The following is a 20,192-nucleotide window of genomic DNA, read 5'->3' as shown; positions in this document are numbered from 1 at the left end:
GCCCCCGGACCGTCGCGGCACCAACTCCGGCATCGGCTCGGTCGCGGCCGGCGGCCACGGCCATACCGAGGAGAAGATCCGCTGCACGGCCCGCCGCTACCTGACCGCGCCCGCCCTCAAGGGCGCCCAAGTCGCCGTCGCCGATGCCGCCTTCGCTCAAGGCCCTCCTCCCGGTCGGCACCCGCGAGGCCGTCGACGAGACCACTCTCGTCAGGTCGGACGAGTGATAGCGAACGGTCCGCTGACGGGCCGGCGGCGAAGGGGTGGACAGCCGGGCACTCGCTCACACGGGCCATGAACAGCTGGGCACACCGCGGGCTGGAAAAGCCGGCGGGCCGGAGCTGCTCCACGAAACCACCGGTCCTCTCGGGCCGTCTCCATTAGCCTGACTGGTTGTCCGCGCGCTATGCGGCGCTCTCGGTGAAGGAGGCCGTGCTGCTGTGTTGGCACTGCGGGAGCACGATCCGGAACGGATAGGGGGCGACTACCGGCTGCTCGGTCGGCTTGGCGGGCGGGATGGGCGTGGTGTATCTCGCCCGTTCGTCGCGGGGCCGGATGGTGGCAGTGAAGTCGATTCGCGCCGAGCTGGCAGCGGTCGCTGACTTCCGGACTCGGTTTGCCCACGAGATCACCGTGGCCCAGCAGGTCGGCGGGGACTGGACGGCTGCCGTACTGGATGCCGACCCGCATGCCGAACGGCCCTGGGCCGCCACCGCCTACATCCCCGGGCCCACCCTCGCCGAGGTGGTGAACCAGCACGGTCCACTGCCGGAGAGGTCGGTGCGCGGTCTCGCCTCCGGACTGTGCGGGGCGCTGGCCGACATTCACGCTGCCGGGCTCGTCCACCGTGATCTGAAACCGTCGAACATCATGATCACCATCGACGGTCCGAAGGTGATCGACTTCGGCATCGTCCGCGCACTGGACGACCCGACCCACGGCGGACTGACCTCTACCGGGCTGATAGTGGGCACGCCCGGGTTCATGGCCCCCGAACAAATCCGCGGCGAGCGTCTCACCCAGGATGGTGACATCTTCTCGCTGGGCGCGGTGCTCGCCTTCGCCGCCTGCGGGCACATGGCCTTCGAGGCACCCGACGGTCAGGCGCACGCAATCATGTACCGGGTGGTGAACGAGGAACCAAACCTCACCGGCGTCCCCGAAACACTCCTGCCTCTCATCCAGGACTGTCTGGCCAAGGACCCGTCCGCCCGGCCGTCCCTCGACGCGCTCCGTGCCCGGGAAGAGACGCAGTACCACTGCCTAGGGCCATGGCTGCCGACTGCCATCCTGGCCCGGCTGGGACAGGACGCGGCACAACTACTCGAACACGAAGACCCGCACACCCGGGTGACCCCCGGTCCCGCCCCGGTCCCGACGCCCCTACCACCGCACGCGGCCGTGACCGAGCCGGCCCAACCCCTCACCGCACCGGTCACCCCCCCCCACGCGCCCGAGCACCTGGCCAGCCCCTCACAAAAAGAAGGGACGCGACGGCGTCGCCGTAAGCCTGCTTGGCTGATCGCCGGGGTGGCGATCGTGGCCGCCGGTGTGCTCTGGGGCATTGGCTACCTTTGGAGTACGACATGGTGATGCCGAGCCTGGAAAACCCGCAGACGCGGCCGTCTCGACCGTCTCGCTGGCCCAGACACCAGCGGCAAAGCAACGGGTGATCACGCACCTACCGCCGTGGCGGCCTGCTCGTCATGTTCGCGCAGCAACCGCATGACGGTGGCGGGTGAGGGGTGCTGTCCCTTCTTCGCGCCGGTGATGATGACGAGCCGTTTGGTGATGTCGCGCAAACTCATCTCCTGGTCGCGCAGGTCGAGGGCCATGAACAGCATGTCGGCGTCGGTGACGCCCGCGCCACCGACGGTCTTGCCGCGCTTGCGGGCAACTCGTGGCCTTCGAGGGTGCGGTCGCAGATGTACTCGCGCTCCATGCCGGACATGGCCGCGAGCACGGTGAACACGATGCCGGACGGGTCGTGCGAGCCCTTGAGCTCGACGGTGAGGAACTGCGGACCGACGTCGCTCGCCTTCACTTCCTCGGCGAGCATGGCGAGTTCGATGCCACAGTCGAGCCGCTTGTCCTCGTGGACGAGAGGGTGACGGCGACGCCGGAGGAACGGATCTCTCCGGCGAGCTTCACGGCGGCTTCCAGCACGGGGCGCCCGGTGGCGCGGATTGAGAACTTCTCCGAGAAGACACGCCTCACTCCGGCCTCGGCGAGGGAGTCGAGCCGTGCGTCGAGGGACTGCCGGACGGTCGAGGCGCGGGCGTACCCGAGGCGGACGTGCCCGGCCGGCTCGGCGCCGGTGTTCACCGGCCGGGGCAGATCGGTCCAGACCGAGCCTGGCTTTCGTACAGCTGGCGTCGGCACGTTGAGCACGAAGTCGACCGTGGCGCCGGAGATAACCGTGACACTGGGAAGACCCTACTGGGCCGTCAGCAGCTGATACTGAGGGCGCGTCAAGCGGTGGGACGAGGCAGTTCCTCGGCCGCGCGGCCGCCGGCTCCGAGGGTTCGCCGCGGGGTTGTCGCCGTCGCCGGGGGGGGACGCCGAGCACTCCACGAGCCCCCAGCTCGTCCATGTCAGGGAGACGGACTTCGGGAAGTGCGTCGAGAAGGTCGGCCTGGGCGGCGCGGATGCTTCACACGGTCGCGGCGGCTGTCACGCGGTCATCGCAGGCGGCACTTCAACTGCTTCCAGCATGTAGCCCGGACAGGGGGAACCTGTCCGGGATCCATTGCCGAGGGATGCCGGAGAACGCCACGCGATCGCCGAGAAGGCCCGCAGCGGCTCAGACCTCCTCGGCGACCACCGATCCGCCCCGGCGACCGCGGCTACCGCATGCCGTGCTCATTCCCGGGGTCCACGCAATCCAGCAGAGACAGGGATGTGCCCGCGTCCGGCCCCCGCCCCCGGAATGCCGGCCCCCCAGGAGTGGGCTTCCGTCTCCGCGGCAGCCTGCGGTAGGCCCAGTAGGTCACTGTCCCGACGCACAGACAGACGAGCCCCACGGCGAAGGCCCCCCGCACCCACAACCCGGTCTGCTGCGACAGCAGCCCGCTAAACAGGGCCTCGAGTGCGCGGTAAACGCCGCCAGCGGCGGGGTCAACAAGCCGCCGGCCGCTTGGCAGCAGGCACGCCAAGTACACGGCGCCGCCAACCAGCATTAAGAAGACGGCGCAGAGGGCCGACCTCAGCACGACCACTGCCCGGGAGACATGGGTGGCCACCGTCCCCGGCGACTTCCCCATAGCCAGAGCCGTCTCAGCCTGGGTCAGCCCTATCGCCTTGGTGCACAGCACCGCCGTGCGCTGCTGTGGCGGCAGTGCGCTCAGCGCCGCCTCAAGGTCCAGGCGCAGATCGGCGGCACCGCACGGATCGGCCGCGGCGCCAGCGGTCTCCAGCTGTACGCCGGCGTCTAAGGATCCGTAGCCCAGGCCCCTGCGGTAGCGCTGAGCCGCGTGCCACGCCTCGTTCTTCACGACCTTGAAGACATACGGGCGCACCTTCCCGACCGGCTCACTGCGGGCCAGAACCTTCTCCAAGGAGTTTTGCACCACGTCCTCGGCATCCACCCACGCCGGTGGGACATTGAAGGCCCGGAGCCGATTGCGGGCGTAGCCGACCAGCTTCCCGTACCGCTCGGCGACCAGGGCGGCCACCGCCTCGGCGTGCTCCGCCGCCAGCTCCTCAGCCATGCCGCCCCCGCCTCGCCGCCCGGCGCCCGCCGCCCGACCTGCCGCCCGCCTCCTGCCGCGCGCGCACGAGTTCGGCCTTGCCCACCGCACGGATGCGGAAGGCGATGCTGTGCAGCACGCTCCCCAGCCCCGGCGCGCACACGACCACCAGGAACACGACGACAGCACCAACGCCCGTACCCTCCACGGAACCCCCTCCAGTCTGCGGCCTCGAGCGCCTCACCGTGAAGCAGCGGCCGTACACCCCCTGACAGTCGTACCGTGGCCGGACTCTTGACACGACAACCAAGATTCTTCGTCGGCCGACCGCGAAAGAACACAGTGCGCGATGATCGTCAGGCCCGCTCATCGTCGGCGCCGGCGAGTGGGCACCACCACAACCTGACCGGTCGACGGACAAGTGCAAACCGGCTTTGATCAGTGTGGCTGCGCTGGTCAGAGCCAGCACCCAGCCCCCTATCTCCTGGCCCCGCACCGGCCTTGCGTACCGCCAGGCGCCTCTTCCTCACGCGGATACCAGCGGCCGCGGCCAACGCGACAGTTGCCGTGTCGGCGCACTGCGTCTCGTACTCCGTACACCGATCGCGACCGCTGTGACGGCTGTGACGGGTTCAGCATGCCAAGCGCCCTGCAGCGGGCAACGGCGCCGCTGCGCATCCTGCACAGCGGACACGCGCAGGAAAACAGTGCCGAGCCGAAGGAGGAGCAAGGTGTGTGACATCGGCGAGAACTCGCCCCCGGCCAGCCCGCCGGCCCGTCAACGGCTCGGCGCCCATACCGCAGAGATGTTCACCGAAGTACAGCGGGCAAGCACCAAGGCGACGACGCTGTGCGGGGCGGCTGGTGGTCCGCTGGCCGCCGACACAGCTGTGCTGTCGACGGTGCCGAAGTCGGGTTCGCTGTCCGCGGCCGCGCCGGCGTGTGCTGCCGTTCTTCTTGGCATGATGCCGACCTCATCCACAGCACAGGCCTCCACGTCCTCGACTGGAGCCCCCCCCACCGGACCCCACCGAACAACACAACACGACCTCACCCCTACGATCACACACCCACGAGCAGCCCCCAGCCTCCCCCACGCCCACCGCACACATGACACCAGACAGCCGAAGGCATCCAATCGACATCACCCACACCCCCCGGTGAACCGCGCGACCCCAGCCACCGGCCAGCAATGACATCACACACCGCAAGCACAACCCGTCACACCACCCCACCCCACACAACCGAACCCACACCCGACAGACCAAAGACACAACCCGGAAAAATCCACACCACACCAGACGATGACGAAGCCACCCGGCCACAAACAGCCGCCCATCAACCGCAACGACACGACCGCGGTCCACGCCGGTCCGCCAAACACCCGGTCACGAGCGGCCCCCAGCCCCGACCGCGGTCGCGGAAGAGGCCCCAGCACCTGACGACGCACGTGGCGAGCGCCGACACGGCGCTCGCCACGGTGCTGTCGTCGCCGCTGTCAGTCCTGTACGCCGGGATCCCCCCATGGCCAGCCTGGACGAACTGCCCCCCCATACCGACGGGCTCAACTGCTGTGCCTCTGGGCGGAGCAGGGTCTCGCGGGCGTCGAGGACCTGGTCCGCGCCGCCGAGAACCAGCCCTGCAGCCTCCCGTCTGCTCCACCCGGGCCGCCAGGCAAGACCCGCGCGGTGCCCGGCGACGACGGCCGGTTCCACCTGGAACGTAGAGGCCGGATGCTGCGCGGCGACACGGTAGCCGCCGGCGGCTGGAGCCATCGCCAGCACTGCGGATGGATCGACAGCGGCAGCGGGACGGAAGAGTGGAGGGGCGGCATCGCCCCCGACTCGCTCGTCCGGGGCTCCCCCGTCGCCGAGTGGGTCTACGCCCGACCGGCCCGGGCGTAGACCCCGGCACCGTCGACCGTCCGCACCGCTGCATCGGCGGGGACTACACGCTGCTCCACATGCGGCCGCCGCGCCCCGTCCGTACGGCTTCCATCCGACGCCTGCGCGCCGCGCTCGTCGACGCGCTCGGCCCCGACTGCCACCTGTGCAGTCTGTATCCCGGCGCCATGGTCGACCACGACCACCAGACGGGCCGAGTACGCGGCCCGTTAACCGAACCAACTCTTGTTCCTGCGGGCTTTTGACATCGAGTGGAACCGGTCAACTCGCGCGGATGCGCGGGCCTTCACCCGATGGATGCAGGTCGCGAACAAGCCACAGCGCCTGCAGTGGAGACATCGCAAGGCGGCCACACCACGGAGACGGTCCCGAAGCCGAAGACGACGCGGAAGAAGATCCCGGGTACGCCGAATGCCATCATGGGCAAGGCCTCGCCTGGCCCGCAGTACTCCGCGAGGACGCGTGCACACTGCAAAACGGTGCTCCGCACCTTCTACGACTTCCACCTGGACGAGGGCACGGGGCCGATCATCAACCCGTATTCTCAGAACAGGACTCCGGTGCCACTTGAGTGAGAACAAGTTCTGAGAACTGATCGAGCGTCGGGACCGCCCTCGGCGACCGTTTCCGATCTTGCTCCCGGAAAGGACCGTTTATGAGAGGCGTCGGACTTCTCGGATACCGGCAGCATCGCGCCCCGGCCGACGTCTGCTGGCTGGATCACTCCCTCGGAGGGTTCATATCGGCGAGTCGACGACGTACCCGTTCCGCCTCCCATGTGCGGTGCAGTAGCTCCAGCACCCTGGCCAGCAGTTCCAGCGAAGCACTGAGTAGACCTGTGAACACGGTGGGATGCTCTGCGGCCAGCCGACCGAACAAGTCAGCGGCCTCCTCCGCCGCGGACAGCGTCCCGGGCAGGACACGATCCTGGATAGCGTCCAGTCCCGACAATGCCAAGAGCAGAAGCGAGCGGGCCAGCAGTGGCTCAGGTCCCGAAACGTTGCCGCCCGCGAGAAGCCGATAGATCGCGACTGCCCGATTCAGCGCGGCTACCGCCTCCTCAAACCGCGACATCTCCCGCAGGGCGATGCCTAGGTTGTTCAGCGCCTCGGCTTCGCCGTGGCGGTCGTTGGCCTCGCGGTAGATGTCGGCGGCCTTCGTGTGCGCGTCGATCGCCTCCCCGAACCGCCGCACCTCCCGCAGGGCGATGCCGAGGTTGTTGCGTGCAATGGCTTCGATGTGGCGGTCGCCGCTCTCGCGGAAGATGGCGGCGGCCTTCGTGTGCGCGTCGATCGCCTCCCCGAACCGCCGCACCTCCCACAAGGCGAGGCCGAGATTGGTCAGCGCCTGGCCTTCGCCGTGGCGGTCGTTGGCCTCGCGGAAGATGTCGGCGGCCTTCGTGTGCGCGTCGATCGCCTCCCCGAACCGCCGCACCTCCCGCAAGGCGAGGCCTAGGCTGGTCAGCGCCTGGCCTTCGCCGTGGCAGTCGTTGGCCTCGCGGTAGATGGCGGCGGCCTTGGTAAGGGCGTCGATCGCCTCCCCGAACCGCCGCACCCCTTGCAAGGCGGCACCGAGGTTGGTCAGCGCCTGGCCTTCGCCGTGGCGGTCGTTGGCCTCGCGGTAGATGGCGGCGGCCTTCGTGTGCGCGTCGATCGCCTCCCCGAACCGCCGCACCTCCCGCAAAACAAGACCGCGACTGTCCAGCGCTACAGCTTCGCCGTGACGGTCGCCGCTCTCGCGATAGAGGGCGGCGGCCTTCGTGTGCGCGTCGATCGCCTTCCCAAACCGCCGCACCTCCCGCAAGGCGGCACCGAGGTTGGTCAGCGCCTGGCCTTCGCCGTGGCGGTCGTTGGCCTCGCGGAAGATGTCGGCGGCCTTGGTAAGGGCGTCGATCGCCTCCCCGAACCGCCGCTCCCCTTGCAAGGCGGCACCGAGGTTGTTCAGCGCCTGGCCTTCGCCGTGGCGGTTGCAGGCCTCGCGGTAGAGGGCGGCGGCCTTCGTGTGCGCGTCGATCGCCTCCCCGAACCGCCGCACCTCCCGCAGGGCGGCACCGAGGTTGGTCAGCGCCATGGCTTCTCCGTGGCGGTCACGGGTCTGGCGGCAAACAATCAGGGCTATGTCGGAGACAGTGATCAAGTCGTGAAAGCGGCGATGGTGCTGCAGGTAATGGGCGAGGGAGAATCCGAGGGACACGGCGGTGGTCGGGTGGCCGAGGGCCCAAGCGGTGATAGCGGTGGGGAGCAGGTTGGCGTATTCGGCGTCCAGCCACTTCAGGGCGGCTGCGCGGTTATTGAACAGGGGTGAGCGGGGCCGCGCACGGGTGTCCAGGTGCAGGTGGGTGTCGGCTGCGGCAGTGGTGGTCTCATAGTGGATGAACAGCCGCGTCCGGGCGCTGTGGCGCAGATGGGGACCGTCGTGGGTGTGTCCGAGTTCGTCGGCGTAGAGGCGGACCAAGTCGTGCATGCGCCAGCGGCCCCACTCGGCCTCTGCTCCGATCAAGTGGGACTCGGCCTCTGCTCCGATCAAGTGGGCTTGTTCCAGGTCCATTAGGAACTGCTTCGTTTCGTATTGGTCCAGGTCGGCGAGGCGAGCGGCGGCTTCGGTGGACAGGTTGGGGCCAAGGTTGAGGGGCAGTAGCCGAAACAATCGGGCGTGGTCCTCGTCGAGGAGCTGGTAGGACAGGCCGAAGCTGGCCCGTACGGCTCGGTCATCTAACGCCAGCCCGCCCAGTCTCCTGTGCTCAACCTCCAGGTCCTTTGCAAGGTCGGCTGCAGGACGGGTAGGAGACTTGGCCAAGAGGGCGGCGGCGATGCATAGGGCCAGGGGCAGGCCCGCGCACAGCCGGATGATTGTCGCGGTTGCGTCCGGGGCGTCGGCCAGCCGTGTGTCGCCGTCCCTGGCGCTGCGCAGTTTCCGTTCGAGGAGGGCGGCAGAGGCGTCCTCGTCGAGGACGTCCAGGTCGTGTAGGCGTGCGTTTTCGAGGACGAGGGTGTGGCGGGAGGTGACCAGGGTGGCGGTGGTGCCGTCGGTGGGCAGCAGCGGGCCGGCCTGCTCCGTGCTTGCGGCGTTGTCGATGATTACCAGGATGCGTCGGCCCTGCTCGGCGAAGGCGGCCAGTACGCTGCGGTACAGGCGCTGCCTGTCCTGTAGCCCCTCGGGGATGTGCTCGCCGGGCATGCCCAGCGCGCGCAGCCACCCGTCCAGGGCCTCCTCCGGGGACACGCTGCGTTCGGGGTCGTAGCCGGCCATGTCGACGAACAGGATCCCGCCGGGGAACCAGCCCGGTTCCTTCAGCGCGCGGTGGGCGGTCTGCGCGACCAACTCGGTCTTGCCGATACCGGCCAGTCCCGAAACCGCCGTCACCAGCACCGGCTTCTGCTCTTCCATACTTCCGGGCACCAGCCCTTTCAGGAGCTGGTCGAGGAGGCCGTCACGGCCGGTGAATGCCTGCGAGACCCCGGGCAGCCCGGACAGCGCCGGGGTGACCTGCGGCGGCAGATGCACGGTGATGTCCCGGCCCAGGATGACCGCGTGGAAGAACACCCCGCCGCTGATGTGGTTGTTCGTGCCGTCCCGCCGGCCGTCCTCCTGAGATTCCATCCCGGTCAGCCCCCGACCAGCGGAGTGTCGTCGTCGGGCTCCGCCTCCGGTGGCTGCGGGGGCGGCGGTGAAGTGGTGAAGGAGACCCCGGTGAAGTCCCTGCCCACTAGCACCGGACCGTGCTGGGTGCCCCCGCTGATCGTGATGCGCACACTTCCTTCACTGTGCACCCTTTTCGCTTGCTCGTGCCAGGTCGCCAGCGCGGCACGGAAGCCGGGGTCCCGTTCGGCCCGGCGCTCCAGCGCGTCGCCGAGCTCCCGGGCGCGCTGCCCGCTGGCCGGGTCCTGCTGCAGCTCCTCCAGTTCGGCGACCCCGGGACCCGCTGTTTCGTCCGCCCCGTTGGTGCCGTCAGCGCCCCGGAACGGGCGGCGGACCAGCGCGGACAGCCCCTCCCACGTCTGCCGGCCGAGTTCCCCGCCCGCACCGCCCGCCAGCGCCGCCAGCAGCCCCACCGAAACCGGATCCACCCCAGACCACCCCTCACCTTACGTAACCAATTTTGTCGCTAATCGTGAGACGAATACGGGTAAAACACGGTTCCCTCCGACACCGTCCAGGTTCCGGGGCCGCCCGTAAGGGCAGCGCGCCACGGCTGTTCCGCCTCAGCGTGTCCCGGTCACAGTGGTGCATGGTGCGGTCCGGTTCGCGGTCCGGGCACCGTGAGGGGTGTCAGGCCGAGTCGGGTGTCCATGTCCAGCTCGAAGCGGCCGGGACTGCTTCGGATGGGGCTGGATCGACCGCCCACGCTGCAAAGCCTGCTGGGGCTTCACCTCGAAAGCCACCAGCCGCCACTGCGACGTCTGCACACGCGAGGTCGCCGCGTTGGACGGGATCTGCCGCCTCTGCCGCCGCCAGGCCAGCCTGATCGCAGGCCCGGACAACAAGACCCGCGTCGACCTGACAGTAGCCGCCTGCACAGGACACCAGCTCTTCATCATCGGCACCCTGCGACCGCGCGTGGCCCCCAGCCTCAGCCTCTTCCGTCGGAACCGTGGTCACCGCGGCCGCACCGTGTCCCGGCAGGCTGGACGGAGCTGTTGCTGTTCGAGATGCCGCGCGAGCTTCGCGGCGTCAGCAGCAAGGCCCCACCGCTCGACCCTCAGCTGTTCGCATCCTTGAGTGCCCGGGCCGCCCGGATCGCGGAACTGCGTGGCTGGCCGCCCCGCACTCTCGGCTCAGTGCGACGCGGCATCCGCATTCTCTGCGCGGTCCACCGGCCAGATGAGCGGATCCGGGCCTCAACTATCAGCCAGCTCACCCACACGGCAGTGCCGGCCAATCACGTCCTGGAAGTGTTCGAGGAGCTCGACGTCTTCCTCGATGACCGGCCCGACTCGCTCGACGCCTGGTGCGAGGAACATCTGTCCTTCCTTGCCTCGGATGTCCGCGCTGAGCTGGACGTCTGGATCGCCATCCTGCGGCACGGGACCACGCGTCGCAGGCCACGTGCCCGCGCAACGGTCATCACGAATCTGAGGAGCATCCTGCCGTTCCTGACCGAGTACGCCGGTAAGTACACAACCCTGCGGCAGGTCACACGGGACGACATCACCGGCTGGCTCGCCGACCGGCCCCATCGTGCCTACGACGCCAGCGCCTTACGGTCGCTGTTCGGCACCCTCAAGGCTGAGCGGCTGGTCTTCGCCAACCCGATGCGGGGTGTCAAGGGCGGCAAGCTGGCGATCAAGATCCCCGCGTCCCTAACTGCGGACGAGGTGGAATCCGTGGCTCGCGCTGCATCGCAGGATCCGGCCCTTCGCGTGGTCGTGGCCTTGTCCGGCGTCCATGCACTGCCCGCCCGCCAGATCCGCGCGATGCTGCTGGGGAAGGTGGACCTACCCGGTCGCCGGCTCGATCCCGAGGGCCTGAACCGTCCGCTGGACGACTACACCGCCGAGTCGATCGGCGAATATCTCGCCTATCGCCACCATCGCTGGCCGAACAGCACCAATCCACACCTGCTGGTCAGCCGGAACACAGCCACGACGACAACGGCAGTGGGCACGTTCTGGATGGACAGGCTGGTCAAGGACCTACCCGTGGGCGTCGACCGACTACGGCAGGACCGCATCCTGGAGGAGGCTCTTGCCAGCGGAGCGGATCCACTCCACCTCGCGCACGTGTTCTCGCTCGGTGCCAAAACTAGCCTCCCCTACACGACCGCCGTCGCCGTCTCGGCCGCCGAGCACGAATCCTTCCCATGACCTGACGGACGGTTTCCCGTGAGAGGCTGGGCGGCATGGGCGGGGCGTCGGACGATGAGTTTTCCCGGAAGTTTCTGGCTACGATCCAGGTCGGTGAAGTCTGCCGCGGGATCGTGGCAGCGGTGACTCCACGAGGTGTGTCGGTGATCCTGGACGGTTTTGCCGCACGTCCGCTGGGGTTCGTGGGGTCGCTGGATCTGTCCTGGGTCCGGTTCTCGGCAGCGGCGGTGGAGGTCGGCGACCGGATCACCGCCGAGGTGACTGCCATCGATCTGGAGCAAGGTCGAGCCTGGATGTCCACGGCCGCCACGGAGAACCCCGAGCTCTGGGCATTCCTGAAAACCCTCCGCGCCGGAGAAATACTGTCGGGCCGGATCGGGTCGATCGAACGGTTCGGAGTGTTCGTGGCGCTGGACGACGGCCCAGACCATCCGGTCTTCCCCGGCGTCGGGTTCATCACGATCCCCGAGCTGTCCTGGCGACACTTCGAGACAGCTTCGGACGTCGTTCAGGTGGGCCAGCGCGTTAGGTGCGAGTTCCTCCAGTTCGACACAACGAACGGAGAGGCCAGGCTGTCCCTGCGAGCGACGCAGCCCGACCCATTCCAGACCTTCGCCGAGACCACCACGGTGGGGCAGGCGCTGCAGGGACGAGTTACCAAGCTGGTCCCGTTCGGAGTGTTTGTGCAGGTCACCAACGACATCGAGGGACTGGTCCATCTGCAAGAGCTCACCTGGACGCCTGTCGAGGCTCCAGAGGCGGTCGTTCAAGTCGGCGACGAGATCACGATCGTCGTCACAGAGATCGACCGAGAGCGACGCAGGCTGTCCCTCTCCCGACGGCAGGCTTCTACGGCTCTCGACTGACCTCTCTGGGTCTCGCCGCAACCTGCAAGCTCTGAACCACCGTCTTCGTTCCGGCAAACTGCTCTCCTGACACCGTGGGTTCGTCGCGACCACCCTTCAGAATTCGCGAACCCACGGAAGATCGGCATCGACGCCCTCTACTGCCAGCCCGGTATCCGCGGCGCCCACGAGAAGGGCGGCGTCGAGGGCCAGATCGGCTGGTTCCGCCGCAACCACCTCGTCCCCGTCCCCGAAGTGGACACACTCGCCGAGCTCAACGCGCTGATCGACCGGTGGGACCAGGAAGACGACGCCCGCCGCATCCGCTCCCGCCCGCGCACGATCGGCGAGTACTTCGCGGCCGAGCATCCGCTGCTCGCGCCACTGCCGGAGGAGCCGTTCGAGACCGGCCGACTGTCCACCCCGCGGGTGGACCGCTACAGCCAGATCTGCGTCCGGATGAACCGCTACTCGGTGCCGGTGCGGCTGATCGGCCGCACCGTCCGCGTCATGCTCCACGCCTCCGAGCTCGTGGTCTACGACGGCCGCGAGGAGGTCGCCCGGCACGAGCGGCTCATCGCCCGCATGGATCCCGCCTCGAACTCGACCACTACCTGGAGGCGCTGATCCGCAAGCCCGGTGCTCTGCCTGGCGCCACCGCCCTCGACCAGGCCCGGGCCGCCGGCCGGTTCACTCCCATGCACGACGCCTGGTGGGAAGCCACCGTCAAAGCGCACGGTGAACGCGACGGCACCCGGGCCCTGATCGAGGTCCTCCTCCTCAGCCGCCACCTGCCCCACGAACACCTCGTCACCGGCCTCGCCGCAGCCCTGAAGACCGGTGCCCTCACCGCCGATGCCGTCGCTCTCGAAGCCCGCAAGGCAGCCGACGCCGACACCGGACCCGAAGAACCCCCACAGCCGCCCTCCACCACCAGCCAGACCGCCATCGCCCCCTGCCCGCGGCCGTCAGGGCCAACCTGCCGGCCACACTCATCACGACACACCGTCGAGGCGATTCGATGCAACCAACCCTCCCGGATGGCCTGCCGACGGGTGACCACCCCCAGGACACGATCTTGACAGTCGACACGCTCCACCAGTTCATCCACGGAGCACACCCTGACAGAACCCACTGACAACGCCGTTTCTCGGCGAGCCGTTCTCGGAACTCGACAACATTCTGGACCCGCTTGATCAACATCTGTTGCCTGATCTCGGCATCAACCGTTCTCGCGTTACACCGACGAAGCCAGCGCGGGGAGGCTGACGAGCCCCGGCCCGTGTCCGGCAATGCCTGGCGTATGCCGTAGGCTGGGCGTACCGACGCGGGGTGGAGCAGCTCGGTAGCTCGCTGGGCTCATAACCCAGAGGTCGCAGGTTCAAATCCTGTCCCCGCTACCAACGCACCGGCCCTCCTCGGCATGCATCAACGTCGAGGAGGGCCGGAAGCATGGGGGCGCCGGGCCTGTGAAACGGGATCAGGTGAGGGCGTCGCGGAGGTAGCTGGGCAGCATCTGGCAGAGTGCTGGATCCACCGTCCAACTCCCGGTGGGGAGTTCGTCCGCTGTGACGGTCAGGCTCTCACCGTTGCCGGTGCGGACGACTGCGCGGAACGTTTCCCCACATCGGACCGGACCGCGCGCGAGATGGCCGGCCAAGACAGCACGGCAGAATTCGGCCGGGTCCGTGTCGGTGTTCGCACGTCCGTAGCCCTTGCTGATCCACACACGGCTGAACGGCTCGTACAGCTGGACCTCCCACACGAGGCAGGCAGCATCACTCTCACGGGACATGACTGCGATCATGCCCTGGACCACCCACCGCACCGCCCCTACCAGCCAGTACTGTCCGAAAGAATGCGATGCCGCCGCTGGGCCCCCTGCTCCCGCAGTGCTGCGGCCGTCCCTTGCGAGCACCCATTGTGCCGCGCAGCCAACCGCCCCTCGCCCCGTCAGGACGTAGCCCACACCGGCTTCTTCCAGGGTGCGGCGCATGCGCCATTCCTGCCCGTGGGCGCAATCGCCCGTCATCCGCGCGATCGGCAAGCGTTCCCACGCGCGGACCGTAGAGCCGCCGGGTGCCGACAGTCGCGCACCACGCGCTCACTGCACCGGGGTCGGCGGCATACCGGTGCGTACTGGGCGCGCGGCGCGATGAGTTGTGCGCGATGCAAGGCACTCCCCACCGGGTCGTGCGCACCGCATGTCGTTCACTTCTCCATCCGGTGCGCACGATGTCGTGGACTGTGTCGCCCCGCTTCATCGCCAACCTTCACCCCCTCACCCCGAGCACTATCCGGCTGCGGTAACCGGAGCCCCACGAGCGGCCCGGTAGGCGGCGATGAGGGCCGTAAGCTGAGGATTGAACCCCTCGGCCTCTTGCAGGGCCGCCTCCGGCATCGGATCGTCGGCGCCATGGCCGAGAGCCGGGCGGCCGGCGAGGTGCCCACACAGAGCGTCCAGGCGGTCAAGGAGGGCGGCACGGCGCGCCTGCTCAGGGCTCAGCGAGCGCAGCCAGGCAAGACGCGCCACAGCCGTCTCCGGGCACGCGGGCAGGGAGCGGCGGATACCGTCGGCCCGCTCGGCGAGGGTGTTCCACACGGGCCGGCGCAGCATCGCGACCAGCACGTCGGGGACAGCTTCCACGGTGGTGGGCGTCATGTCCCCCACCGTCGCAGGGGGCACTGACAACGCGGCGCAGCCGGGACGCCAGGTCAGCCGTCCGGGCAGCGCGCTGTGATGCAGTTGGGTCAGTCCATGCCGTTGCAGACACCGCCGGTCCCGAGGCAGGAACGCAGCGGCCGGTCGGGGGCGTCGTCGGATCGGACGGAGGCTCCCGAGGCGTCTCCTCCTCAGCCCCGCCTGGCGCGGCAGCTCTTCGACAGCCGGCTGATCGTCGTGCTCGTGCTCCACTTCGACGATCAGGACGTCTTCGCGGATCTGGAGGTCATCACGGAGCCTGCCGTAGTGCTGAGGTACTGCCGGATCCGCCGCCGTGCACGTATCGCTGCCCTGCTGCGAGCTCGCGGCGCAACGGCGCGCCATCCGACAGGGAGCCGGTGAGCACAGACTTCCGGCCGGCCCGCGAAGCCCTCGTCGGACGACGTCGGGAACTGCGCCTGTCGGCCCCTGGCGGTCGGCTCACCTGCACCCAACTCGCCGAACGGCTCGGCTGGCCACAATCCAGCGTCTACCAGCTTGGGGGCGGTCGTCCCCGGCATGCTGCAAACCGCCGACTACGCTCGGGCGGTCTTCCTCCGTTCCGTAGATCTCCACAGGACGACCCTCGACACCGACGAAGCTGGCCGGTCCCGGATACGCCGACAGGAGTGGCTGTACGAGGCAGGGTCACCGATTCCACGCACTGGTGCCTGAAGGTCCCTCGGCCAACGCCTTCTGGGTCCTGGACGACCGACTCGTCATCACGGAGGACTGGCACGCGGGGCGTCGAGCGCAGCCGCGTCATCCACGAGCCGGGCCGCCGCTTCGTGTTCGTCGTCGAAGAGGCAGCACTCCGGTACCAGGCGTGCGGCGCCGGCACCATGGCCGCGCAACTCGGCTCCCTGACTGACCGCCGACGCCCGAGCGCTGATCCGCCGGGCGATCGAAGCCCTGGACCGACGCGGGGTGTCGTCCGTCGTGAGCTGGATCATCCGCCATCCGCGTATGCGGCCGTGCCGCCGGCTGACCCTACTGCGGACACGGCGAGAGATCACGGGACCCCGGCGCCGTCGTCAGCCGTCCGTGTCGGCACCGATCAGAGGTTCGTCGGGAGCCACGAAGTCCGGGTCGGTCAGGAAGACGTGGGTTTTCCAAGCGAATTCGCCAAGGGCAGTGTCCAGGTCTGCCCCGCAGTCGCCCACATTCTCATGGCGAACGCGTCCCCTGCCTGTGGCCGCGTAGTGGCACCTGTTCGCCGCATCCAGCAGAGCAAGCAGGACGTTTACGAACCAGGTGTCATCGGGTCCGGCAGCGCGCACCTCTTGCACCGCTGCCCGGAGGTTCAAGTACGCGTCTTCAACGGCTCCGGCGCACTCTTGGAGCAGGTCCGCGGGGGAGTCGTCGGCAAGATTCTCGTACCGCCAATAGGCAGTACTGAGTTCCTGGGTCGCGGAGCGCAGCCGTTCATATGCTGTATTGCGCCGGTCCCGCGCCCAGCGCGCATGCTCAGCGGCAGCCTGCGACTTCGCAGCCTCGACAGCAGCCCTGACGGTCTGGCGTCCGGTGACCCTGGCGGCGAGGACTCCGCCTATCGCCCCGGCCATGCTGCCGCCCACCGCCCCCACCATCCCGGCCACTGCCGCTGCGTCCATGTCCCCTCGCTCCCCCTGCTGTCCGCTGCGACGCCACTGCGCGGACGCCGTTTTCGCCGAGCCCAAGTGGCCACGGATAACGGCCCATTATCTGCGGCAGCGGTAACAAGGTGTTGCTCGCACAGCAAAATCAGGGCTTCCCACCCGTATCATCTCCGCACCAGGGCACTCTGCGGCCGGAACATCTTCTCTGACCCGCCGCAACCGCTCGCCAGAGCTTCGACCCGGCCACCGACCGAGGAGAGACAGATGTCCGAAGACACGACCATCAACACCGAGTTGACTTCGCAGTACATCAACCAAGTGGCCAACGACCTGGAAGCCAACGTCAAGGAACAAGAGCGCATCACCGCAGAACTCACCGCATTCCAAAAGCAGCTGGCCACGCTGCAGCGCGACCACACCGTGCTGGTGAGCATGCAGCAGGCACTGGGCGTCACGGCCCGGACCTCTGAACCCGCCAAAGCCGACAGCTCCACCGTGCCCTCCCCCAGGAAGAAGCCCACGGCTGCGCCCAGCACTCGCCGACCGGCGAAGACGGCCACCGCAAAGCCGCCCACCACCAAGAAGCAGTCCGTCAAGAAGCCTGTTGCCAAGAAGGCGGCAACGAAAAGGACAGCGACCACCCTGGTCGACCTCATCCACCGTCACCTCACTGAGCAGAGCGAACCCCGCTCCGCGGCGGAAATCGCCGAGGCACTCAGCCATGCGCACCCCGACCGCAACATCAAGACCACTGTGGTGCGCACCGCCCTCGAAAGCCTCGTAGCCAAAAGCCTGGCCCAGCGGACCAAGCAGGGCAGCTCCGTCTTCTACACCGCCGCCCATGCGCCGGAGCCGACAGCGGCACCCACAGACGAGGTCCAGCCCGAAGCTGCCGGATAATCCGAGGCCTCGTGGCTGCTCGCGTGAGCATGCTCGCCTGTCGTGCGGCGTTGGTCAGCGTTCCCGGACGGAAGCCCCGTATCCGTCGGTCTGGCGGAGCACCACCACGCCCCGAGCCGGTGCGGGCCATACCTGGATGAGGTACCACTCGGTGATCTCGTCCGGGGCGAGGTCGATGGCGGTGTCCCGGCTACGGGCATGGATGCGCAGCCGATAGTCGTCCGGGCCGTTAAAGGACAGCGCAGGCAACTCTTCGTCGAGGTCGGACATCAGACCTCGTACCACGAGTTCTCCCGAAACCGAGCCAGTGAGACTTCGACGATCTCGTCCCACTCAGCAGCCTCGGGCTGAGGTGCGTCGGTGTGGAAGCTGACAGTGACATCGACGTCGCCGGTGTGGATGCCGGTCAGCACCGCCGCAATGCCGTCTTGGACCTGGACGGGACGGTTGTGCCCGCTGGGCAGGTCACGGCCGGCGGGGCCGTCCTCGTCGCTGATGTGGAACTGGTGGTACTTCACGGGCACCAGCCCGCGCCCTTGCAGAGTCGGCGGTACGGCGCTGCCCATGCGCGAACCCGGCCTGCTCCGGCAAGCCGATGACGGGCGGGTCCTTCCTGGTTCGTGCTACGGCACAATCCTCGAAACGGTGTCAGTCGGTCTTGGCAACGATGCCGGCACCTTCAAGCGCGGCTACCTCGCCGACAGTCGCCGCAGTGTCAGTAACCAGGATGCGCCCTCCGATCGCGGGTCTCCGGCGGCCGGGAGACGGTCTACACCAGCCCGGTCAGTCGGAAAGCCGGTCCTCTTCGCGCCGGCTGCCAACCGTGATCGAGCGCGGTGCGAACTCCCGCCCCGACGATGGACGGAACTACTGGAAAGGCCGATGTTGTCGCCATCAACACCGCACCCTTCTGATCGGCCTGCTCAACCACGAAGTCGAACCGCCCCGACGCGCACCCCGTGCAGCAACCGGCTCCTCCGGACACACGCCACCGGTAGGCCACGCCATCGACCGTGATCAGGCGCGTGCCCTTCTTCCGCAGAGTCAACCGTCCTCCTCGACTCAGACGCAACGTCAGGCGCGAGCGCCGCCGCCTTCGAATTGAATCCGACAGCCCGGCTCAGCTTCCGCCCCGACGACCGGCCCGATCATATGTCTGCCACCGGCGGCGATGCTCTCGTTCTTGGCGTCCCTCGAACGCCTGGCCCCGGGCGCGCCGTCGAAGCCCGATGGGACGGCACCTGCTCCAGGCCCAGTACCGCCCGGACCTGGTCGACGGCTGCCTCGCAGGCACCCGCCTGATCACGGAGGACTGACCGACATCACGCATTCAAGTTCAGTAGAAGCTGTATTGAATCCCCTGACGTGGGTGTGAAAGGGCGCCAGAAGACCAGGAATATACAGTCCGCCCGATCACAAGGTGCGCCTTCAGTCGTTTCGATCCAAGGTGAGTGGAGCTTCACCACATCAATGTGGCGTTCGTCCATCAAAATCACGGGAACCGCTTCGCGATCGCCTCAGCGATCGCGTCCGGTGCGTGTTCCTGAATGAAGTGCCGCGCACGTGGCAGCTCGACTACGTCGAGATCGGTGAAGGCGGCGCGAATTCGCGGGATACAAGCGTTCGGACGGAACACCATGTCCCGCATCCCCCACACCAGCAGGGCCTGCTTGTCGCCGAGCAGGACGGGCACGTCTCGGGCGAGTTGGTCCAACAGAGGGCGCGCGGCACGAATTTCTTTGGGCATCATGGCGAGTCCGCGCCGGGCTTCCGCGGTGGGCTGCACCGTGCGATAGTGGTCAGCCTCGGCCGCGGTGAGCTTGCGCCCCAGCTCTGCGAGCAGGACGCGCTCGACGAGGAAATTCTGTTCGAGTATCCGCCGCTGCATCGGGCGACTGCTCATGATCGTGCTGAACGCCCGATTGGCCATCGCTTCGGTCGGCCAGAACAAGGTGTTGCCCAACACGATGCCCTTCACGCGATCCGCGCGGGCGGTGACCGCGCCCAGACCGATGGGTCCGCCCCAGTCCTGTCCCATCAGAACGAAACCGTCGAGCTGCAGGTGATCGATCAGCTCACCGAGGACCGCGGTGTGCTCGGCGATCGTGTAGCCGAAACTCGCAGGGCGTTCGGACAATCCAAAACCCAGATAGTCGACGGCGATACACCGGTACCGGTCGCGCAGGTCCTTCACGATCTGACGGTATAGGAAGCTCCACGTCGGAGCGCCATGACAGAACAGGAGCGGCGGCCCGGCCCCCTCGTCGATGTAGTGAACCCGGCCGACGGACGAGTCAAACCAGCGCGACTCGAAAGGGTACAGACTCCTGTCGGGAACGAAGTCGATCAGCATTGGTCCCTCCTCCGAAGCCAGACTACATGTGTAGTGCCCGAGCGTGCGTGGCCTCCACGGAAACGGCCGTCTCCGGACCGGAGCCCCTCCGTGCTGCCGCATGCCGAGGTACTCAATAGGAGACACGCCCTAACCTGCGTGTTTCCCGCCGGCCTCACGCGCGCCTTCGGGGCGATGCCCTGCGCCGACTGCGTCCGCGCGGCACCAGCCACGACCCGGGCCGTATAGCGGTCGATGTGGCGGCGCTGCTCGCCGACCTGACACTCTTGCGCGACCTGCCCGAGGTCTTCGGCCCCGTCGCCTCCTAGGAGTTGTCCGGCCGATCACGTGACTACTCGATGTCCGGGTCGTTGATGTGGACATGGGGCGGGGTGATCTGACAGATGCCGAGTGGGAAC

At 68.0% G+C, this 20,192-nt stretch carries 22 protein-coding genes, 1 tRNA gene and 1 pseudogene; 10 read left to right on the top strand and 14 right to left on the bottom strand.

Features of this window, described 5'->3' with window-relative positions; translation table 11 throughout:
• The first annotated feature begins 564 nt into the window (after positions 1 to 564).
• Positions 565 to 1,593: a serine/threonine-protein kinase gene (locus ACWC5O_RS42260; protein WP_450592202.1), complete on the top strand. Its 1,029-nt coding sequence runs from the start codon at positions 565 to 567 to the stop codon at positions 1,591 to 1,593.
• A gap of 80 nt (positions 1,594 to 1,673) precedes the next feature.
• Here ACWC5O_RS42260 and ACWC5O_RS42255 read toward each other — a convergent pair whose 3' ends face one another.
• The 5 genes from ACWC5O_RS42255 to ACWC5O_RS42235 form a co-directional block, all read right to left on the bottom strand.
• Positions 1,674 to 1,835, bottom strand: coding sequence for a hypothetical protein (locus tag ACWC5O_RS42255; protein ID WP_450592201.1), 162 nt, complete (start codon positions 1,833 to 1,835; stop codon positions 1,674 to 1,676).
• Positions 1,805 to 2,059, bottom strand: a complete 255-nt coding sequence (locus tag ACWC5O_RS42250; protein WP_450592199.1) for a hypothetical protein — start codon at positions 2,057 to 2,059, stop codon at positions 1,805 to 1,807. Before ACWC5O_RS42250 ends, ACWC5O_RS42255 begins: the two co-directional genes overlap by 31 nt.
• Positions 2,041 to 2,382 (bottom strand): recombinase family protein, encoded by a 342-nt coding sequence (locus tag ACWC5O_RS42245; protein ID WP_450781227.1) that lies wholly within the window; start codon positions 2,380 to 2,382, stop codon positions 2,041 to 2,043. Before ACWC5O_RS42245 ends, ACWC5O_RS42250 begins: the two co-directional genes overlap by 19 nt.
• A gap of 464 nt (positions 2,383 to 2,846) precedes the next feature.
• Entirely contained in the window at positions 2,847 to 3,710 is an 864-nt protein-coding gene (locus ACWC5O_RS42240) for an RNA polymerase sigma factor (protein WP_450592196.1), read from the bottom strand.
• The gene (locus ACWC5O_RS42235; RefSeq protein ID WP_450592194.1) at positions 3,703 to 3,897 is read right to left on the bottom strand and encodes a hypothetical protein; all 195 of its coding nucleotides are present in this window, start codon (positions 3,895 to 3,897) and stop codon (positions 3,703 to 3,705) included. The genes ACWC5O_RS42240 and ACWC5O_RS42235 overlap by 8 nt, the downstream gene beginning before the upstream one ends.
• Before the next feature lie 1,480 nt (positions 3,898 to 5,377).
• On the opposite strand from ACWC5O_RS42235, the gene ACWC5O_RS42230 reads away from it, so the two are divergent.
• Together ACWC5O_RS42230 and ACWC5O_RS42225 are read left to right on the top strand one after the other, a co-directional pair.
• A complete protein-coding gene (locus ACWC5O_RS42230; RefSeq protein WP_450592192.1) occupies positions 5,378 to 5,593 on the top strand; it encodes a hypothetical protein in 216 nt (71 codons plus the stop codon).
• 59 nt (positions 5,594 to 5,652) lie between these two features.
• Positions 5,653 to 5,838 (top strand): endonuclease domain-containing protein, encoded by a 186-nt coding sequence (locus ACWC5O_RS42225; RefSeq protein ID WP_450592190.1) that lies wholly within the window; start codon positions 5,653 to 5,655, stop codon positions 5,836 to 5,838.
• A 475-nt stretch (positions 5,839 to 6,313) separates the two neighbouring features.
• On the opposite strand, the gene ACWC5O_RS42220 is transcribed toward ACWC5O_RS42225, so the two are convergent.
• Complete coding sequence (locus ACWC5O_RS42220) at positions 6,314 to 9,193, bottom strand: tetratricopeptide repeat protein (RefSeq protein WP_450781225.1); 2,880 nt, start codon at positions 9,191 to 9,193, stop codon at positions 6,314 to 6,316.
• A 5-nt stretch (positions 9,194 to 9,198) separates the two neighbouring features.
• Positions 9,199 to 9,660 (bottom strand): hypothetical protein, encoded by a 462-nt coding sequence (locus ACWC5O_RS42215; RefSeq protein WP_450591490.1) that lies wholly within the window; start codon positions 9,658 to 9,660, stop codon positions 9,199 to 9,201.
• A gap of 570 nt (positions 9,661 to 10,230) precedes the next feature.
• On the opposite strand from ACWC5O_RS42215, the gene ACWC5O_RS42210 reads away from it, so the two are divergent.
• The 3 genes from ACWC5O_RS42210 (at position 10,231) to ACWC5O_RS42200 (ending at position 12,869) form a co-directional block, all read left to right on the top strand.
• Positions 10,231 to 11,397, top strand: a complete 1,167-nt coding sequence (locus ACWC5O_RS42210) for a hypothetical protein (RefSeq protein WP_450591489.1) — start codon at positions 10,231 to 10,233, stop codon at positions 11,395 to 11,397.
• A gap of 35 nt (positions 11,398 to 11,432) precedes the next feature.
• Positions 11,433 to 12,263, top strand: a complete 831-nt coding sequence (locus ACWC5O_RS42205) for a S1 RNA-binding domain-containing protein (RefSeq protein ID WP_450591487.1) — start codon at positions 11,433 to 11,435, stop codon at positions 12,261 to 12,263.
• 234 nt (positions 12,264 to 12,497) lie between these two features.
• On the top strand, positions 12,498 to 12,869 hold the full coding sequence (locus ACWC5O_RS42200) for a Mu transposase domain-containing protein (RefSeq protein ID WP_450591485.1): 372 nt from the start codon (positions 12,498 to 12,500) through the stop codon (positions 12,867 to 12,869).
• Positions 12,870 to 13,224: 355 nt separating this feature from the next.
• Here the strand turns inward: ACWC5O_RS42200 and ACWC5O_RS42195 are convergent.
• Positions 13,225 to 13,353, bottom strand: a pseudogene (locus ACWC5O_RS42195) (NTP pyrophosphohydrolase); the annotation flags it as partial.
• Positions 13,354 to 13,568: 215 nt separating this feature from the next.
• Between ACWC5O_RS42195 and ACWC5O_RS42190 the strand changes: the two are divergent.
• Positions 13,569 to 13,645 (top strand) — tRNA-Met (locus ACWC5O_RS42190).
• Positions 13,646 to 13,722: 77 nt separating this feature from the next.
• On the opposite strand, the gene ACWC5O_RS42185 is transcribed toward ACWC5O_RS42190, so the two are convergent.
• Both ACWC5O_RS42185 and ACWC5O_RS42180 read right to left on the bottom strand, forming a co-directional pair.
• Complete coding sequence (locus ACWC5O_RS42185; RefSeq protein WP_450592267.1) at positions 13,723 to 14,238, bottom strand: hypothetical protein; 516 nt, start codon at positions 14,236 to 14,238, stop codon at positions 13,723 to 13,725.
• Between the two features lie 297 nt (positions 14,239 to 14,535).
• Positions 14,536 to 14,904, bottom strand: a complete 369-nt coding sequence (locus tag ACWC5O_RS42180) for a hypothetical protein (protein WP_450592251.1) — start codon at positions 14,902 to 14,904, stop codon at positions 14,536 to 14,538.
• Positions 14,905 to 14,982: 78 nt separating this feature from the next.
• On the opposite strand from ACWC5O_RS42180, the gene ACWC5O_RS42175 reads away from it, so the two are divergent.
• Both ACWC5O_RS42175 and ACWC5O_RS42170 read left to right on the top strand, forming a co-directional pair.
• Complete coding sequence (locus ACWC5O_RS42175) at positions 14,983 to 15,306, top strand: DUF6879 family protein (RefSeq protein WP_450592250.1); 324 nt, start codon at positions 14,983 to 14,985, stop codon at positions 15,304 to 15,306.
• A gap of 156 nt (positions 15,307 to 15,462) precedes the next feature.
• Entirely contained in the window at positions 15,463 to 15,618 is a 156-nt protein-coding gene (locus tag ACWC5O_RS42170) for a hypothetical protein (protein ID WP_450592248.1), read from the top strand.
• 359 nt (positions 15,619 to 15,977) lie between these two features.
• Here the strand turns inward: ACWC5O_RS42170 and ACWC5O_RS42165 are convergent, their stop codons facing one another.
• Entirely contained in the window at positions 15,978 to 16,556 is a 579-nt protein-coding gene (locus tag ACWC5O_RS42165) for a hypothetical protein (RefSeq protein WP_450592247.1), read from the bottom strand.
• A 249-nt stretch (positions 16,557 to 16,805) separates the two neighbouring features.
• Between ACWC5O_RS42165 and ACWC5O_RS42160 the strand changes: the two genes are divergently transcribed.
• A complete protein-coding gene (locus tag ACWC5O_RS42160) occupies positions 16,806 to 17,441 on the top strand; it encodes a hypothetical protein (protein ID WP_450592246.1) in 636 nt (211 codons plus the stop codon).
• Between the two features lie 54 nt (positions 17,442 to 17,495).
• On the opposite strand, the gene ACWC5O_RS42155 is transcribed toward ACWC5O_RS42160, so the two are convergent.
• From ACWC5O_RS42155 to ACWC5O_RS42145, 3 genes are all read right to left on the bottom strand, one after another.
• The gene (locus ACWC5O_RS42155) at positions 17,496 to 17,711 is read right to left on the bottom strand and encodes a hypothetical protein (protein WP_450592244.1); all 216 of its coding nucleotides are present in this window, start codon (positions 17,709 to 17,711) and stop codon (positions 17,496 to 17,498) included.
• Positions 17,711 to 18,007, bottom strand: a complete 297-nt coding sequence (locus ACWC5O_RS42150; RefSeq protein ID WP_450592243.1) for a hypothetical protein — start codon at positions 18,005 to 18,007, stop codon at positions 17,711 to 17,713. The genes ACWC5O_RS42155 and ACWC5O_RS42150 overlap by 1 nt, the downstream gene beginning before the upstream one ends.
• 926 nt (positions 18,008 to 18,933) lie before the next feature.
• Positions 18,934 to 19,794, bottom strand: coding sequence for a haloalkane dehalogenase (locus tag ACWC5O_RS42145; protein WP_450592242.1), 861 nt, complete (start codon positions 19,792 to 19,794; stop codon positions 18,934 to 18,936).
• Positions 19,795 to 20,192 lie beyond the last annotated feature (398 nt).

Source organism: Streptomyces sp. NPDC001450 (assembly GCF_053597295.1).
Note: the sequence above shows the minus strand (reverse complement) of the source record. Positions and strands in the feature narration are given on the sequence as shown.